Source organism: uncultured Marivirga sp., assembly GCF_963974845.1.
In the GTDB taxonomy this organism is placed as follows: domain Bacteria; phylum Bacteroidota; class Bacteroidia; order Cytophagales; family Cyclobacteriaceae; genus Marivirga; species Marivirga harenae.
The window spans coordinates 440,259-457,812 of record NZ_CAXBEQ010000001.1; the positions used below are offsets into that span (position 1 = coordinate 440,259).

The 17,554-nt window shown below is 35.3% G+C and carries 17 protein-coding genes; 12 read left to right on the top strand and 5 right to left on the bottom strand.

Going from position 1 to position 17,554, the window contains the following annotated elements; genetic code table 11:
* The first annotated feature begins 56 nt into the window (after window positions 1-56).
* From gcvH to AAC601_RS01960, 6 genes are all read left to right on the top strand, one after another.
* Window positions 57-437: a glycine cleavage system protein GcvH gene (gene gcvH, locus AAC601_RS01935; RefSeq protein ID WP_340152317.1), complete on the top strand. Its 381-nt coding sequence runs from the start codon at window positions 57-59 to the stop codon at window positions 435-437.
* Window positions 438-517: 80 nt separating this feature from the next.
* Entirely contained in the window at window positions 518-811 is a 294-nt protein-coding gene (locus tag AAC601_RS01940; RefSeq protein ID WP_303267957.1) for a VanZ family protein, read from the top strand.
* Window positions 812-895: 84 nt separating this feature from the next.
* A complete protein-coding gene (locus tag AAC601_RS01945) occupies window positions 896-1,576 on the top strand; it encodes an energy transducer TonB (protein WP_303267958.1) in 681 nt (226 codons plus the stop codon).
* Between the two features lie 144 nt (window positions 1,577-1,720).
* On the top strand, window positions 1,721-3,049 hold the full coding sequence (gene rmuC / locus AAC601_RS01950; protein WP_340152318.1) for a DNA recombination protein RmuC: 1,329 nt from the start codon (window positions 1,721-1,723) through the stop codon (window positions 3,047-3,049).
* Between the two features lie 30 nt (window positions 3,050-3,079).
* On the top strand, window positions 3,080-3,847 hold the full coding sequence (locus AAC601_RS01955) for a hypothetical protein (RefSeq protein ID WP_340152319.1): 768 nt from the start codon (window positions 3,080-3,082) through the stop codon (window positions 3,845-3,847).
* 53 nt (window positions 3,848-3,900) lie between these two features.
* Window positions 3,901-4,653, top strand: coding sequence for a carboxypeptidase-like regulatory domain-containing protein (locus tag AAC601_RS01960; protein ID WP_340152320.1), 753 nt, complete (start codon window positions 3,901-3,903; stop codon window positions 4,651-4,653).
* A gap of 13 nt (window positions 4,654-4,666) precedes the next feature.
* Here AAC601_RS01960 and AAC601_RS01965 read toward each other — a convergent pair whose 3' ends face one another.
* The 4 genes from AAC601_RS01965 to recQ form a co-directional block, all read right to left on the bottom strand.
* The gene (locus AAC601_RS01965) at window positions 4,667-5,131 is read right to left on the bottom strand and encodes a gliding motility lipoprotein GldH (protein ID WP_340152321.1); all 465 of its coding nucleotides are present in this window, start codon (window positions 5,129-5,131) and stop codon (window positions 4,667-4,669) included.
* Window positions 5,131-6,282: a regulatory iron-sulfur-containing complex subunit RicT gene (ricT, locus tag AAC601_RS01970; protein WP_340152584.1), complete on the bottom strand. Its 1,152-nt coding sequence runs from the start codon at window positions 6,280-6,282 to the stop codon at window positions 5,131-5,133. The genes AAC601_RS01965 and ricT overlap by 1 nt, the downstream gene beginning before the upstream one ends.
* 316 nt (window positions 6,283-6,598) lie before the next feature.
* Entirely contained in the window at window positions 6,599-7,888 is a 1,290-nt protein-coding gene (gene purD / locus AAC601_RS01975; protein WP_340152322.1) for a phosphoribosylamine--glycine ligase, read from the bottom strand.
* A gap of 167 nt (window positions 7,889-8,055) precedes the next feature.
* Window positions 8,056-10,233, bottom strand: a complete 2,178-nt coding sequence (recQ, locus tag AAC601_RS01980; protein ID WP_303267965.1) for a DNA helicase RecQ — start codon at window positions 10,231-10,233, stop codon at window positions 8,056-8,058.
* Between the two features lie 379 nt (window positions 10,234-10,612).
* On the opposite strand from recQ, the gene AAC601_RS01985 reads away from it, so the two are divergent.
* A complete protein-coding gene (locus tag AAC601_RS01985; RefSeq protein ID WP_340152323.1) occupies window positions 10,613-11,686 on the top strand; it encodes a mannose-1-phosphate guanylyltransferase in 1,074 nt (357 codons plus the stop codon).
* 6 nt (window positions 11,687-11,692) lie between these two features.
* On the opposite strand, the gene AAC601_RS01990 is transcribed toward AAC601_RS01985, so the two are convergent.
* Window positions 11,693-12,421 carry a VIT1/CCC1 transporter family protein gene (locus tag AAC601_RS01990; RefSeq protein WP_303267967.1) on the bottom strand — a complete coding sequence of 243 codons (729 nt, stop codon included), beginning with the start codon at window positions 12,419-12,421 and terminating at the stop codon, window positions 11,693-11,695.
* A gap of 37 nt (window positions 12,422-12,458) precedes the next feature.
* On the opposite strand from AAC601_RS01990, the gene AAC601_RS01995 reads away from it, so the two are divergent.
* The 5 genes from AAC601_RS01995 to queG all read left to right on the top strand — a co-directional run bounded on the left by AAC601_RS01995 (window position 12,459) and on the right by queG (window position 17,489).
* Window positions 12,459-12,635 (top strand): hypothetical protein, encoded by a 177-nt coding sequence (locus tag AAC601_RS01995; RefSeq protein ID WP_340152324.1) that lies wholly within the window; start codon window positions 12,459-12,461, stop codon window positions 12,633-12,635.
* Window positions 12,636-12,813: 178 nt separating this feature from the next.
* A complete protein-coding gene (locus AAC601_RS02000) occupies window positions 12,814-13,203 on the top strand; it encodes a BlaI/MecI/CopY family transcriptional regulator (RefSeq protein ID WP_303267968.1) in 390 nt (129 codons plus the stop codon).
* A complete protein-coding gene (locus AAC601_RS02005) occupies window positions 13,200-15,347 on the top strand; it encodes a M56 family metallopeptidase (protein WP_340152325.1) in 2,148 nt (715 codons plus the stop codon). Before AAC601_RS02000 ends, AAC601_RS02005 begins: the two co-directional genes overlap by 4 nt.
* Window positions 15,348-15,523: 176 nt before the next feature.
* On the top strand, window positions 15,524-16,552 hold the full coding sequence (ruvB, locus tag AAC601_RS02010) for a Holliday junction branch migration DNA helicase RuvB (RefSeq protein ID WP_303267970.1): 1,029 nt from the start codon (window positions 15,524-15,526) through the stop codon (window positions 16,550-16,552).
* Window positions 16,553-16,559: 7 nt separating this feature from the next.
* Window positions 16,560-17,489 (top strand): tRNA epoxyqueuosine(34) reductase QueG, encoded by a 930-nt coding sequence (gene queG / locus AAC601_RS02015; protein WP_340152585.1) that lies wholly within the window; start codon window positions 16,560-16,562, stop codon window positions 17,487-17,489.
* Window positions 17,490-17,554 lie beyond the last annotated feature (65 nt).

Genomic DNA, 17,554 nt, shown 5'->3' on the forward strand with positions numbered 1-17,554 from the left:
AAAGAATGTAATTTTGGGAAAATATTAATCATTAGCCATTTTAAAATAATTTAAGAATGAATATTCCTAAGAATTTGAAATACACCAAAGATCACGAATGGGTGAGAGTTGAAGGTGATGAAGCTTATGTTGGCATTACTGATTTTGCGCAACGCGAATTAGGCGACATTGTATATGTGGAAGTTGAGACTATTGATGAAGAAATTGAAGAAGGAGAAGTTTTTGGAACAGTAGAAGCTGTGAAAACTGTTTCTGATTTGTTTATGCCTATCAGTGGAACTGTTCTCGAGTTTAATGAAGATTTGGAAGACGCACCTGAGTCTGTAAATGAGGACCCGTATGAGAAAGGCTGGATGATTAAACTGAAACTGTCCGATACCTCTGAAGTTGAAAAATTGCTGTCAGCTGAGGCTTACAAAGAATTGATAGGAGAATAAATATGTTTCTCAGGTATAACCTGTTTGGAATCATCTGGTTCTTGCTCATATTGTTATTGGGCTTAACTCCTGGAGAATCAATGCCAGTAACCAGCGTATGGGATTTTTTGAATTTTGATAAAATTGCCCATTTTTTCGTTTTTTCGGTCTTGTGTTTTCTTTTGATTCTAGGGTTCTCCAAACAATATACCTTTTTATACTTTCGTTATAAAGCTGTCCCTTTGGCAACTTCAATAAGTTTCATCTACGGATTGGCAATTGAAATAGGTCAGACATTCATTCCTGAAAGAGGATTGGAATTATCAGATATTGTAGCAAATAGTCTTGGAGTTTTTGCAGGATGGTTTGTATTTTATCTGATTTATAAAATTTAATTCGAATTTATTTGAAAAGAATGATAAGATAATTTGAATTTAAATCATTAAATAATAGTTTTACTATCTAAACGATGTTTAATTATGGAACTTAAAAAGAATCCGAAAGCAGACATCAACAAAAAGTCAACGCTTTTTTTGAACATAGGACTGGTTGTTTCCATCTCCTTGGTGTTTTTTGCTTTTGAATACAAATTTTATGATGAAGGGCCGGCCATGGACTTAGGTACGGTGAATGACGATATGGAGGAAATCATGGAGATTCCACCTACGGAGCAGCCACCTCCCCCGCCACCAAAAGTAAAGCTTCCTGAAATCATTGAGATCCCTGATGAAGAAGAAATTGAGGAAGAAATTGAATTAGACTTGGACATGGATATGGATCAGGATGATGCAATTGAGGATATGGTATTCGAGGAAGAAGGTGAAGAAGAAGAAGTTGATAAGGTATTCCAAATTGTAGAACAACAAGCCGAACCAGCTGGAGGAATCCAGGCTTTTTATGACTATGTTGCTAACCAATTAAATGATAAGTATCCACGTCAAGCACAGAGAATGGGAATTGAAGGTGTAGTTTATGTTCAGTTCGTAATTGAAAGAGATGGATCATTAACTGACGTGCAAGCAGTAAAAGGTATTGGTGGAGGTTGTGATGAAGTAGCTGTGGAAGTAGTGAAAAACGCACCGAAATGGACACCTGGTAAGCAAAGAGGTAGAGCGGTACGTTCTCAGAGGGTAATTCCGATTAGATTCGTACTTAATTAATAATATAATATTTTGATAATGAAAAGCCGGTTGATCCGGCTTTTTTTATGTCTATTTTTTCTGGATTATTTTTCTGGATTTTAATTATCTCTCCCTTCGAATCCTTAATTTTGTTCAACTACATAGTATTTTAATTTTAGCATCATGGAAATTGTTGGCGTTGTCATAGGATTACTTGTCGGAGCAGTACTGGCATATTTTATTTTTAAGTCTCAAAACACTGGTGGAAAGGATTTAGAACAGCTAAGAGGCGAAAAACAGCAAGTCCTAACAGAGCTAAGTGTATCGAAAAGTCAGAGGGATAATTTAGCTATTGAAATAAAAGAAGAGAAAGAAGCTCACGCTCAAGAGAGAGAAAAAAATATTCAACTTACTCGACAACTTTCTTCAGTGGAGTCGGACTATAAAAATTTGAAAATTAAGCTGGATGAACATAAATCCGAACTTGCTGAACTTCAGGAGCAGTTTAAAAGCGAGTTTAAAAATTTGGCACAAGAGATATTCGAGGAAAAAAGCAAGAAATTTACGGATCAAAACAAAACCAATATTGGAGAATTACTGAATCCATTACGAGAGAAGATCGATAAATTTGAGGAGAAAGTAGAGAAAAGTAGCAAAGAAAGTCTAGTCTGGAATACAGCTTTAAAAGAGCAAATTAGCTCTCTAAAAGAATTGAACTTGCAAATAACCAAAGAAGCAGAAAATCTGACCAGGGCTTTAAAAGGCGATTCGAAATCTCAAGGAAATTGGGGAGAAATGCAATTGGAAGCCATTTTGGAAAAGGTTGGTTTGCAAAAGGGAGTGCATTACGAGAAAGAAAAAAATTATAAGAATGAAGAGGGAGCTAATCAAAGGTTAGATTACATCATCAAAATGCCTGACGATAAGTACTTGGTGCTTGATTCTAAAGTGTCTTTAACTGCTTACAGTAACTTTTTTGATGCTGATGATGATATTAAGCAAGCACGCTTCCTTAAAAATCATTTGGACAGTATGTATTCTCATATCAAAACTTTAGGTGAGAAGAATTATCAAAATTTGTATGATATTAATCAACCAGACTATGTGTTAATGTTTGTAGCTAACGAGCCAGCTTTAACCATTGCACTGAAGGAAGATCATACTCTGTATGAAAAAGCTTTAGATAAGAATATCGTCTTGGTATCTACAACTACCTTAATGGCTACTCTTCGTACAATTTCCTACATCTGGAAGCAGGACTTGCAAAATAAAAATGCTATTGAAATTGCTACACAAGCCGGTGCGCTGTACGATAAATTCACAAATTTTACTGATGATCTCCTAAAGGTGGGCAATAACCTTAAAACTACTCAAAATAGTTATTCTGACGCCATGAAAAAATTATATGATGGTAAAGGCAACTTGATTAGAAGAACTGAGATTTTGAGGGAGTTGGGGGCTAAAACCACCAAAAGTATTGATAAGAGACTTTTAGATCGGTCTTTGGAATAATTTTCATATGCATGGCGCGTTTTCTTTTTCATGCGTATTGTTTTTATAGTTGCAATTTGTGTTTTTATTCCAAGTCTGCTATGGGGTCAAGATCAGATTACAGGCGTGGTGTTCTCATCAGAGGACTATCAGGTTATTGAGGGTGCTCATATTCTTAATGTATCACAGCAAAAGCTCACTTTTACTTCGGAAAATGGGTATTTTAATTTAATAGCTAACATTGGCGATACAATTAAGATTTCGAATGTAAGTTTCAAGTCTTCTAACTTTGTGGTTCAAGAATTTGATTTCAAAATGATTAGTTTGCATCCAAATGTAATTCAGTTGAAGGAGGTAAAAGTGACGAATTTACCAGAGGATGAAAATGATTTTAAAAGAAGGCTTATGGATCTTGGAGTTCTGGAAATAGATTCATTTATTCCCTTTGGTGTTAATGCAGCTAAGCCTAAAGGCAGAATACCTAAACTTTATAATAGGGAAACCGATGTTGTTTTTGGTGCTGATGAAAATTTTAATCCATCAATAACTGTCCCTATTTCTTATTTTACTAAAAAGTTTAGTAAGAAGCATAAAGCAAAAAGGGACTACTACGAACTGAAAGCTTCAAAAGAACAAGTTTTTGCCAATAGTGAGAAATATAATAAAGAACTTGTTACGAAACTTACAGGTTTAACTGCCAAGGAGCTTATGGATTTTATGGAGTATTTGGATTTTGATTATGATTTTTTATCTAAATCAAGTGATTATGAAGTGGTCAAAACAATTCTTGATAAATTCGAAGAGTATAGTAGCAAATAAAAATTCACTTTTTAGCGTTGAGTTAAAAGAGTTTAAACTTTTAATACCATAAAATGAAAATAGTGTTGACCTTCTTTTTGATGGTAACTTTTACTTTGCATGTCTCAGCTCAGGAATTGCAGGGGAAAGTTACTTCAGCTGCAGATAGTTTGCCGATTGAAGGAGTTCATATTGTAAATACCTCTCAAAATAAAATGGCCATTTCTGATGAGAAAGGAACTTTTTCTTTATCTGTCATAAAAGGAGATACGTTGGTTGCTTCAAACATAAACTTTAATTCAAAGCAATTTGTAGTGGGTAATGCTGAATATCTTAGGATTACCCTAAATCCTGCTGTAATTCAACTTGATGAGGTGAGAGTGAGTAATCTACCGGAAACAGAAGCAGATTTTCGAAGAAAATTAGTGGATATGGGAGAAGTTGAAAATGACAATTTTGTACCTTTTGGAATGAAACCAAATAAACCCAAAAGTAAGATTCCGATAAATTATGATCCCACTTATAACAATTCATTGAAATATGCGGTAACTAAACCCATTTCCTTTTTAGTAAAAAAGATTAGTAAAGAACACAAGAACAAAGTAAAGTACTATGAAACGGTAGCGAATCAAGGAAATAAAATTGTAAATGACAAAAAATATAATCCTGAAATAGTGAAGGATTTAACTGGTCTGGAAGGAGATGATTTGACCGATTTTATCCATTTTTTAAATATTGACCCAGCGTTTGTCAAACGATCAAGTGAGTATGAAATAGCTGCTCATATTCTTAAAGAATTTGAAGTTTATAAAACAGGAAGAGGCTGAGCTACCCTTAGTATCACTTTAATTGCTCAATTCTAACTCCAATAGAAACAACACCCTCCAATTCTTTTTCTCTCATATACTGCTTAAGACCGATAGTAAAGGTTCCCTTGTCAGCAAAATATACGGAGTCCTCCAGAATTAATTGATGTGAATATATTTCGCTTTGCCTCTCACCAAATGGCTTGCCGCTTTTTGATTCAAATAAATCTATGTTCAGTAATTTTTCTTCGATTACAGTTGTCGAATCTAATATTTCATATTTTACATATAGATTTCTGTAGGAGTAATCCATAGTGTTACGTACGTTCAATTTGATCTGGTAGGGCAGTTCAATTGAATCTATTTTGAATTTGAATTCAGCGCTTTCCTCCATATTCCAAATTCGGTCTGTGAAATCATGATTATCCTCGTAATAGCGCTCTTCTGTACAAGAAAACAATAGGAATGCCAGTCCTAAAATACTATAAAATACCTTCATTAATCTTTTTTATTATTATTTGGAGTGTTCTTGTTTTTATTAAACCTTCTCTTTCCTTTATTTTTTTTGTAGTTTACTTGTGGTTTTTCTTTATCTCCTGATTTTGCGTCATTGCTGGCCTTTACATTACTGGATTTAAATTTGCCGCTTTTTTTCTTTTTCTTTTTAGGCTTCGAAAATTTACGGTCAAGCTTAATTAAATCACTATTAATTTGAACGGAATCCTCAATTTCTAAAACGTCTTCCATCAGCGTATCAGGCTTTTCTCCCTGCTTATTAAGCGCAATTATTTCTGCTACTCTATCCACTTTTACAGGATGCCATATATTGTCTTCCGAATAGCTAAACCACATAATTTTTCGGAAGATATCAGTTTTTTGTAAAGCCAGTGCCCCTTTCTTGGTTTGAAGTGGTTTTTCAACCTCAGGAATTCCACTTAGTGCTTCCATGTAGGTATCCAATTCATAATTAAGGCAACATTTTAATCTACCGCACTGTCCTGAAAGTTTACTCGGATTCAATGATAGATTTTGGTATCGTGCAGCACTTGTAGAAACGCTTTTAAAGTCTGTAAGCCATGTGCTACAGCACAATTCACGTCCGCAGCTTCCAATACCGCCTAGTCTACCAGCCTCTTGCCGCAGGGAGATTTGGCGCATCTCTACTCTTATCTTAAATTCCCCCGCTAGTTTTTTGATTAATTCCCTGAAATCAACTCTTTCCTCCGCTGAGTAGAAAAATGTAGCTTTAGAGTTATCCGCTTGAAATTCAACATCGGATAATTTCATTTTCAATTTGTACTCTTGAATCACCTCTCTGGCTCTGTACATAGTAGGTAATTCCCTGTTCTGCACTTCGTACCATTTTTCTAAATCTTTTTCTGTTGAAATGCGGTATATGGCTTTGATTTCATCATCATTTTTGACCTTTCGTTTTTGCATTTGCAAGCGTACCAGTTCCCCTTGCAAGGAAACATAACCAATATGATGACCATTTGGTACATCTACTACAACAGCATCTCCAGTGGTTAAATCAAGATTATGTATATTTCTAAAAAACTCTTTTCTACCTCCCTTAAATTTGATTTCTACAATATCAAAATTATCGTAGTTGGGGAAATCCATATTGGATAGCCAGTCGAAAGCATTCATTTTGTTGCATCCACCTGTACTACAACCCCCGTTATTTTGACAACCTGTTGTGGCGCCTTCCTTATTTTTAGTACCACATGATGAGCATCCCATAATATACTTTATTTTAAGCTACTTTTCAGAGTAGCATTATCAGTTAAATTTAAATGAATACATGCCCTCAAAAGAAATATAGAGGAATATTCATTTGATTATTATTCTGTAAGATTTCTCAACCGCCTTTGCATTTTATATTTTCACATTTATTGTGAATTTTATCTAAATACTAATCAGACGTTAGCTGAAGCAGGATTGAGTTTTCTTTTAATTAATTTGGTCATAGACCGTCTAAAGCCAATAAATCTTGACCAATGTCTTTTCTGTAATAAATATCATCCCAACACACTTTATTTGCGCCAGCATATGCATTTTTTAATGCAATTTCTAAATTATCACCAATTCCCGTTATGGCTAAAACTCTACCCCCTGATGTAACGATCTCATTTTCTTTGGTAGAAGTTCCAGCATGATAGACTTTTGCATTCGTTACATCCTTTAGTCCTTTAATCACTTTGCCCTTTTCATAGCTTTCAGGATAGCCTCCTGCCACAAGCACTACAGTTGCAGCAGTATTATCACTAATTTCAAATGAAGCCTGATCCAAATTTTTGTCATTCATACTCGTAAATATGGATAGTAAATCACTTTTTAATCTCGGCAAAACCGCCTGTGTTTCAGGGTCTCCCATTCTTACATTATATTCTATCACGTAAGGCTCCCCACCAACATTCATCAATCCGATAAAAATAAACCCCTGATAGTCTATGCTATCTTTTTTCAGACCATCAATAGTGGGTTGGATTATTTTGGACTCTACTTTGTCCATGAAATTTGCATCCGCAAATTTTACTGGCGAAACTGCCCCCATTCCACCTGTGTTTAATCCTGTATCACCTTCTCCAATTCTTTTGTAATCTTTTGCTGCAGGTAAAATCTTGTAGTTTTCCCCATCAGTTAATACGAAGACAGAAAGTTCAATTCCCAGTAAGAATTCTTCAATTACCACTTTTTTACTGGCTTCACCAAATTTTTCATCTTGGAGCATTTCAGTAAGTGATTGCTCTGCAGTCTGTAAATTATCACATATAACAACCCCTTTACCACCAGCTAAGCCATCAGCTTTCAGTACGTACGGTGGATTTAAAGTCTGTAAATACGAAATTCCTTCAGATAATGTCGGTTTTTCGAAAGTGGCATAAGCTGCTGTCGGAATATTGTGTCTGTGCATAAAACTCTTTGCGAATTCCTTGCTACCTTCTAATTCTGCTCCAGCTTTTCCGGGTCCTATAATTTGGATTTTCTTTAAATCTGATTCAGCTTCAAAATAGTCCCTGATGCCTGCCACCAATGGAGCTTCAGGTCCGACCACAATCATATCAATCTTTTTAGTTAAGCTAAAATCAGCTATTCCTTTGAAATCAGTTGGGTTTAAATTTACATTTTCAGCTATAGTGGCTGTACCTGCATTTCCAGGAGCGACATAAAGTTTTTGACAATCTTTACTTTCAGCAATTTTTTCCGTAAAAACATACTCTCTTCCTCCAGAGCCCAGTATTAGTATATTCATTTATTCGATTTGATTTTACTTATTCTATCCCGTGGCTACGGGACAATTATGATTAAATTTTGTCTATCATTTTCTCATTCGTTAGAAAATTCAGTTATGTCCACTCTTAGCTCCATAATATCAATTCTAGACAGATGATGGACAGTCTTTGGATAAATCAATTGTTTTTAGTTTGCATAAGTAGATAAAAACTTAATACGCATGAGCCTTAAATCTTCTTCACTGAATTCATCTTCAAATTCATCCAATGCTTCATCAATACTGTCAGATTCTGCAGAAAGAAAATAGTCCATAATTTCCTCTTGCTTTTCATCATCGATTATCTGATTTAAGTAATAATTTAAGTTCAAAGTGGTTCCTGAATAACAAATATGTTCAATTTCATCAATCAGTTCTTCAAAAGAAATATCCTTCATTTCAGCTATTTCCTCCAAGTCAATTTTTTTATCGACTTGCTGAATGATGAAAATCTTCATTTTGGATTTGTTGACAGATGATTTTACCATAACATCCGCAGCTGTGATAATATCATTTTCATCAACATATTCCTTAATCAAGTCCATAAACGGTTTTCCGAACTTCCGAACTTTTCCTAGACCAACGCCATTTACGGCTGCCATTTCCTCATTGGTAGTGGGGTACGTGGTAGCCATTTCCTCTAAAGACGGATCTTGGAAGATCACATATGGTGGAAGATTTTTTGATTTAGCGACTTTTTTTCTAAGCGCTTTTAATTGAGCGTAGAGTGTTTCATCAAAGGCCTTAGCCGAAACTGATTCTTTTTCAATTTGATCTTCATCGCCATCATCAGTATAAACATGATTAACTGTAAATTGAACATCAGTTGGGTTCTTTAAGAAGTCTTCTCCTGCTTTATTTATTTTCAATACCCCAATATTTTCGATGTCTTTGGATAAATATCCATAAAGCATTGTTTGCCGAATTACCGACTTCCAGAATTCAGGATCTTGATCAGCACCAACTCCGTGTACGTCCAATTTGTCATGATCGTAACTACTTACATATTGATCTTTAGAACCTCTGATTACATTTACTAAATGATTGATACCAAATCTTTGCTTGGTTAATTTTACTGTTTTTAAAACAGTAGTCATTTCCTCTTTTGCTTCAAATTTTTCCTTCGGGTGTATACAGTTATCACATTTACCACAATAGTCACTAAATTCCTCTCCAAAGTAATGCAGTAGTTGTTTCCGTCTGCATACAGATGACTCTGCATAGGAAGACATCTCTTCCAACAAGAGTTTGGCATTTTCTTTTTCTGTTACAGGCTTATCCTTATTAAATTTTTCAAGTTTAAGAATATCGTTGTAGCTGTAGAACATTAAGCAATCACCGACTAATCCATCTCGGCCTGCCCTGCCCGTTTCCTGATAGTATCCTTCTACAGATTTTGGAGTGTCGTAATGAATCACAAAGCGAACATCCGGTTTATCAATGCCCATACCGAAAGCAATAGTAGCCACAATGATATCTACATCTTCATTCAAGAAATCATCTTGGTTTTTCATACGGGTAGCACTTTCTAAACCAGCATGATAAGGAGCAGCATTAAACCCGTTAACATTCAGGAATTCTGCAATTTCTTCCACTTTTTTTCTGCTTAAGCAATAAATAACCCCGCATTTGCCTTTCCGATCGTTAAGAAAACGGATTAACTGCTTTTTGGCCTGATTCTTAGGCCTCACTTCATAATAGAGGTTTTCCCTGTTAAAAGAGGACTTAAATACATTGGCCTCTTCCATATTCAAGTTTTTTTGAATATCAAGTTGTACTTTTGGAGTGGCCGTTGCCGTCAGAGCAATTATTGGGATATTTGATATTTGCTGTAAGATTGCCTTTATTTTTCTGTATTCTGGCCTAAAGTCATGGCCCCATTCAGAAATACAGTGAGCCTCATCAATGGCAGCAAAAGAGATGTTAGCTTGCTTTAGAAATTCAACATTTTCCTCTTTAGTTAAAGATTCAGGAGCAACATAGAGAAGTTTTAAGTCTCCGTTCATCACTTCTTTCTTCACCCTCTTTATTTCTGTCTTGGTAAGGGTGGAATTTAGAAAGGCAGCATTTACCCCTAATGCGACTAAGGTGTCTACCTGATTTTTCATTAATGCAATTAGTGGCGATACTACTAAGGCGGTTCCCTCTTGGGAAATAGCAGGTAGTTGGTAACAGAGTGATTTCCCTGCTCCAGTTGGCATAATCACAAAAGTGTTTTTACCATTTATTAGATTTTGCATTATCAATTCTTGATTTCCCCTGAATTGATTGTATCCAAATATCTCTTTTAATTTTTCTTTTAAAGTAGCTTCTTGCTCTTCTATCATTTCTTTAGCACAAATTGCTTAATTATTATATATTCATTGAATCTCATGTCAAATTTAACAGCTATTCATGAGATACTTTGAATTTAATAAAAAATATTAAAAACATTGCCTTATTATCTTTAATATATAATGTGTCGAGTGTAAGAATATTATTGAAAATGCTTTATTTCTCTTAAATCATATTTTTCGCAATTTTGGATTGAATGTTTATTTGCTGAACTAAATTCATTTTACAATAAGGTTTTATTTTTGCACTTTTGGGACTTCAGAAAATGCAGTATAACATTTGTATTGATGGGGGCGTTAAATGTACCAACCTAAAAAATCTTTTATTTTTTTATTATGAGCATTCTTTACCTTGCTCAGAACCATAAAACTTATGAATAAAAATCATTATGTGATCATCATGGCTGGAGGGACAGGAACACGTCTTTGGCCAGTGAGCACTTCCAGAAAACCCAAACAATTCCATGATTTATTAGGAGTCGGGAAATCTTTACTTCAAATGACCTATGAAAGATTTTTGGCTAAATTTCCTAAAGAAAATATTTATATAGTTACCAATAAGGAATACGAGGACTTAATCCACGAACAAATTAGTGACATCGGAACCCAACAATTGTTGTTAGAACCCTACAAAAGAAATACTGCACCTTGTATTGCTTATGCTGCTCACAAAATTGCAAGCCAGAACCCAGATGCATCCATGGTGATTGCTCCAGCAGACCATTTAATTTTGAAGGAGGATATTTTTCATCAATCTATTGCGGTAGCACTGGATAGCGCTTCTAAAAATGATCAATTGATTACTTTAGGCATGCATCCTAACAGGCCTGAAACTGGCTATGGATATATTCAATACATACCAGACTCAGCGACTATCAAGAAAGTAAAAACATTTACCGAGAAACCTGAAATTGGATTGGCTCAAAAATTTATTGAAAGTGGGGATTTCGTCTGGAATGCAGGAATCTTCATTTGGTCGGCCAAAAGCATTCTTCAAGCTTATGAGACTTTCTTGCCCGACTTGGCTGAAATTTTTTCTGATGGAGATGGTCAGTATTTTGGAACCAACGAAAATCTATTTGTAAAAAAGGCGTATACCCAATGTGTAAATATATCGATTGATTTTGGTATAATGGAGAAAGCGGAAAACGTATTTGTGCTCTTAGCTGACATCGGATGGTCTGATTTAGGGAATTGGGAAAGTTTGCATGAAATTCGTGAAAAAGATGAACAGGATAATGCCACTCCTAAAAACGTGATGAGCTTTAACGCCACTGGTAATTTTGTAACCACCGATAGAAGTGATTTAGTGGTTATTCAAGATCTACATGATTTTCTGGTTGCAGAACAAGATGGAGTTCTCTTGATATGCAGGAAGAATGCTGAAAAAGAAATCAAGGAAATAGTTAACGCTGTGAAAGCTGAAAAAGGGGATAGATTTGTCTAGTATCCTTTACTTTATTAGATGCTCCAAAAAGTCCCCTACAAAATAGGCTACTATTGCTGCTAAACTGCCTAAAAGCAAAGTTTCTGAAATCCCCTTTATTATTGAATTATTGGTTACTTTAGATTTAAGAAAACCTATGATAATAAAGCCAATTCCTGTAAGAATACTAGACCAAAGAAATTTATGAGCTACCTCAATATTGAGGTAATCAGCAACAAAAACCAACAAAGGAATTAATCCAATAGCTACGAAGGAAATGAAGGTGAACAATCCCGTTTGAAAAGGGGATTTATTATCCTCTATTAGGCCAAGTTCATCTTTCATCATAACATCTACCCATCTGTCTTTATCTTTTGTAATGACTTCGACCACTTGACTTAGCAAAGGCTCTTCAAATCCTTTTTCAATATAAATTTCTCTTATCTCCTCACGTTCTGTATCTGGTAAATTTTCCACTTCCCAATACTCAATTGCTTTTTGCTTTCTGAAATGTTGTTTCTCTGATTTTGCTGACATATAGGCTCCTATTGACATGGAAAATCCGTCTGCAAATAAATTAGCAAAGCCAAGAATGATAATTACAGCATTATCTAGTCCTGCGCCTATAGCACCTGCAACTACTGCAAATGTCGTAATACTGCCATCAATCCCACCGTATACGAACTCGGAAAGATAGTTCTGATGTCTACCCCAAAAGCTGCTCCCTTGATGTAAAAATTCTTCCTTTTGCTTCATGTTTATGACAATATAATTGTTTCAATTTAAAAGAAGAATGATTAATGAGTATTATAGGACTGAGAAGGCAATAAAAGAAGGCGGTGTGAAAGTGCCGCCTTCTTTTAACTACGCAAAATTGAGAAGCAATACTATAAAGGCCATTGTAGCAATTATCCCAATTACTACGGGCCAGTTCACTTCGTCCTCATCAGGAGGAGAAATGATTTTTTGATTTGTGGTTTTCATTTTCTATTGTGTTGCAGCAAGTACTGCAGTAAGGCTGTCTACGAATAATGATTAAGAAAGTGACTAAGACTTGAGAAAATATTATTTATAATTACGACATTTGTCGTGTAAAAATTTGGATATTACGACAGTTGTCGTTTGATTGCCTTTAAATTATTGATCAGATGAATAAAATCAAGCAAAAACCATCCGAGGCAGAACTAGAAATTTTGCAAGAATTGTGGGAAAAACCAGGTTTAACAGTCAGTGAAATTCACGAAAAACTGGAAGCAAGAAAGCAAGTTGGCTATACTACCACTTTGAAGCAAATGCAACGAATGCAGGATAAAGGAATGCTAAGCAGAAAAAAAGAAGGTAAGCTTTTTATATATTTTTCTGAGCTTGACGAGCAATCTATTAAGAACTCTATATTCAATAAATTATCAGAAACATTATTTAAAGGTTCTGCAAAAGAAATGATGATGCATTTGTTGGGAAACCAAGAAACCACTCAAGAAGAGTTGCGGGAATTAAAACAGTGGATTGAACAAAAGGAAAAAGGAGGTATAAAATGATGAGTTTATTTCAAAGTTCCATTATTCAATTATTGGGTGTTTGGGTGGCCGTCAGCTTATTGAGCGGATTACTGATTTTTCTGATTGTAAAAGCTTTCGATTCCATATTCTCAAATCAATCATCTACTGATCGTTACCACAAAAGTATTGTTGCGGTAATTTTCTTCTTTTTTCTGAATATTGCCGGCACTTTATATTTCCAAAATAACTCCCTTCAGAAGAAACCAATTCCAATTAATACGAAAGTGAGCCAAACTGCTCCTGATTTCAATGCTGATGCTGTGGTTTTTGAAATTCCTGAAAATCAAAGTATGACCAATCGTAAAGAATCTGAGGCTTTCAATATGGAGTTTTTATTTAAATCTCTTGGTATATTTTGGTTGATAGGGGTATTGGTTTTTAGTATCAAAATGATGGGAGGCTATTTTTATACCCGCGGCTTAATAGTTTCTTCCCAAAGCAGTGTTCCTGAAAGTTGGAATTATTTTATAATTCAGCAACTTGAAAAATTTCAAATTAACAATAATGTCAAAGTATTTGAAAGCCATCGAATAAACTCAGCTTTCACATTTGGATTCTTGAAGCCAATAATTGTTTTGCCAGTTGGATTTTTCACTAGCATTCCCCCTGAGCAAATAGAAGCAGTTCTATTACATGAATTGTATCACATAAAATACAGAGACTATTTGGTCAATATTATGACCATGACTTTTGAGGTGATATTCTTTTATCACCCAGTCATGTGGTGGCTGGCAAAAAATATTCGAAAAGAAAGAGAAAACAGATGTGATGACCAAGTCACTCAAATAATTGATAAGAAAGTTTATGCACATGCCTTGCTCAATATGGAGAGCTATAGACAAAGCTTGAACTATGTTATTCCTTTTTCCAGTAAACAATCTAACCTTAAAATGAGAATTATGAGAATTTTTGAACAGAAACCAGAGAATAATATAGGTTTAAAGCCATTTTTAAGCCTTTTGATGATTATTTCATTTCTAATGAGCTTCACTTTTTATAAATTAGAAGAGCCGATTGGAGCATCAAAATTAGTCAACAAAACGGAACTAATGGAGAATACGGTAGATTCCGAACACTTGACAGAATCAAGTGAAGCTGTGCTGTTTAAGTCAGAAAATAGTCGATTAGGAGTGGTTTTAGAAATGACACAAAACACTTTAATTGCAAAAACAGAGAATGCTAAAGTGAAATTGTACCTCGATGAAGAACTTCAAACTTTAAATGATCGTCTGCCCTTTGGAGAAAATCAAATCGCTACCATGTTTGAGATCGATGAGAATGCGTCTTATCATTTTTTCACAAGAAAATACTTTGAAACTTATGATAGAGAAGATTGGGCTAAGGAAAATGAACATCATAATACGTATGTTTTCGACCGTTCCACTGAGTTTTTCACATTCAAACCTGCTAAGAATTTTGATTCGACAAAGGATAAAGTGGAAGAGGCAGCAACTGATTCATTCAGTCAAAATGCTTTAAGAAATTCTAATGTCATTGCAAAAGCTCAGAAAATGGCTGCCGATTTATCTGAAATTATTATACCTGGGCCGGTTGAACTGCAATTTCATAGTCAGAACGATTACACACAAGACACAAGTAATTTAGAGATTTTGAAAAAACTACTTCAGAAATTTGATTCGAACGGAAATTCTGATGTCAAAGTGAAAATTGACGGAAAATTAATCGAGAAAGATATCAGTATTGAAAATGCTTTAGGTGTTAGACAAATAAAAAATATCAAAATAGTGATGCCTTCCAAGGATGCTAAAAATGCAGAGATCGATATTCTTACAAGTGAAATTGTAGGAGATCAAGTTGGGGAAGTGCTAAGCGAGAGTGAAACGATAGTGATTGACATCAGATATAAAACGAATGAAGGTGATTTTCCTGGTGAAGTACAAATGGATTTCGACAGGGGAAATGTTTTAGATGTTCTTAATTTTAATAATGAATCAATTTTGTTTGTGATCGATGGAGATCTAAAAAAATTAGGTTATAAACCAAAGGACATTGAACCAAATAATATTGATCATATAGTTGTGTTGAAAGATAAAAAAGCAACTAAAAAATATGGAGAAAAAGCCAAAAATGGTGTAGTTGAAATATATCTCAAAAAAGAATAAGAACTGGTAGACTATCAACCTTTAAATGACCTGTCGTTAGCAGGTCATTTTTTGTTTGGATTCAAGGCGAGAACTATAGCCATTGGCCTAAGATCCGTATTATCACAAAAGTCAAGAATTAATATCCCTTCAAAATCCTCATTTTTTGATTAACTTGCCGCAAATAATCAGTTGATATGAGAGAAGATTTCCTAACAGGAGATGAGGAACATTTGAATCCGGAAGAAAGAGAGTTTGAAAAAGCCCTTCGTCCCCTTTCTTTTGGTGACTTTACCGGCCAGCAAAAGACTGTTGATAATATTCAAGTCTTTGTGATGGCGGCTAAAAAAAGGTCTGAGCCTTTAGATCACGTGCTACTGCACGGACCTCCCGGACTAGGAAAAACTACCCTTTCTCATATCATAGCAAATGAATTAGATTCTAATTTAAAGATCACTTCAGGTCCGGTTTTGGACAAACCAGGAGACTTAGCAGGTTTGTTAACCAATTTAGAAGAAGGAGATGTTTTATTTATTGACGAAATCCATCGACTCAACGCGGTAGTGGAGGAATACCTTTATTCTGCAATGGAAGATTTCAGAATTGATATTATGTTGGATAGCGGCCCCAATGCCCGTTCCGTGCAAATCAGTTTAAGTCCTTTTACTTTGATTGGTGCTACCACTCGTTCTGGCTTACTGACATCTCCATTAAGGGCAAGGTTCGGGATCAATGCCCGTTTAGAATATTATGATGCAGAATTATTAAAGAAAATATTAAAGCGTTCTGCAGCTATTTTAAATACGCCAATGGAGGATGATGCTGCTTACGAAATAGCGAGAAGAAGTAGAGGAACTCCAAGAATCGCCAATACACTTTTAAGAAGAACTCGTGATTTTGCTGAGATAAAAGGGGATGGAACCATCACGAAATCAATTGCAGAAATTGCCTTGAATGCATTGGATGTAGATCAGCATGGGCTGGATGAAATGGATAATAGAATTCTGACCACCATTATTGAAAAGTTCAAAGGAGGTCCAGTTGGCTTGGGGACCATAGCCACAGCAGTAGGAGAGGAAGCCGACACTATTGAGGAAGTATATGAACCTTTTTTAATCAAAGAAGGCTATCTGAAAAGAACGGCAAGAGGAAGGCAGGCTACGGAACTGGCTTATAAGCATTTAGGGAATGTACCTCCCGCTCAAATGGGTAGTCTTTTTGATTGATGTCTTAATGGCCTCTTTAAAGGAAAAAAATACTAAAACAATTAAATCCATAGCCTCAGATTTAGGCTTTGATTTCTGTGGTGTGTCCAAAGCAGGATTTCTGGAAAAGGAAGCTCCCAAATTAGAAAATTGGCTCAAAAAAGGATACCATGGTAAAATGCACTACATGGAAAATCACTTCGATAAACGACTTGATCCTACAAAGCTGGTAGAAGGCGCTAAATCAGTGGTGTCTTTAATGTACAATTACTATCCAAAACAAGACTTAGCCAAAAGCGATTCCTATAAAATTGCCAAATATGCTTATGGAAAAGACTATCATTTTGTTATAAAAGACAAATTGAAAGATTTCATGAAGCGAATCCAAGAAGAAATAGGAGAGGTTGGGGGAAGAATTTTTGTGGATTCGGCTCCTGTGATGGAACGCCAATGGGCAGCAAAAAGTGGCTTGGGCTGGTTAGGCAAAAACAGCTTATTACTCAATAAACAAAGAGGTAGTTTCTACTTTCTCGCAGAGCTCATAATTGATTTGGAGTTAGAAGAAGATGGGTCAATGCAAGACTACTGTGGTACCTGCACCAAATGCGTGGATGCTTGTCCAACGGATGCGATAGTTGGAGATGGAGTTGTGGATGGCTCAAAATGTATTTCATATTTAACCATTGAACTAAAAGACGATTTACCAACTGAGTTTTCCGGTAAAATGGAGAATTGGGTTTTCGGCTGTGATATTTGCCAGGATGTCTGTCCTTGGAACCGTTTTTCGAAATCCCACCAAGAAGAAGCATTTCAACCAAATCCTCTCTTAAAAGAAATGGATAAACAGGGTTGGCAAGAAATGACCCAAGAGGTTTTCAACGAAGTATTTAGAAAATCAGCTGTTAAGCGTACTAAATACAGTGGTTTAATGCGGAATATAGATTATATTAAATCGTAAAGGGTGGATTAGGGTAATTGAGTATTCAATAGATCTAAAGCTGATGAGCTGAATCCTGTAATAAT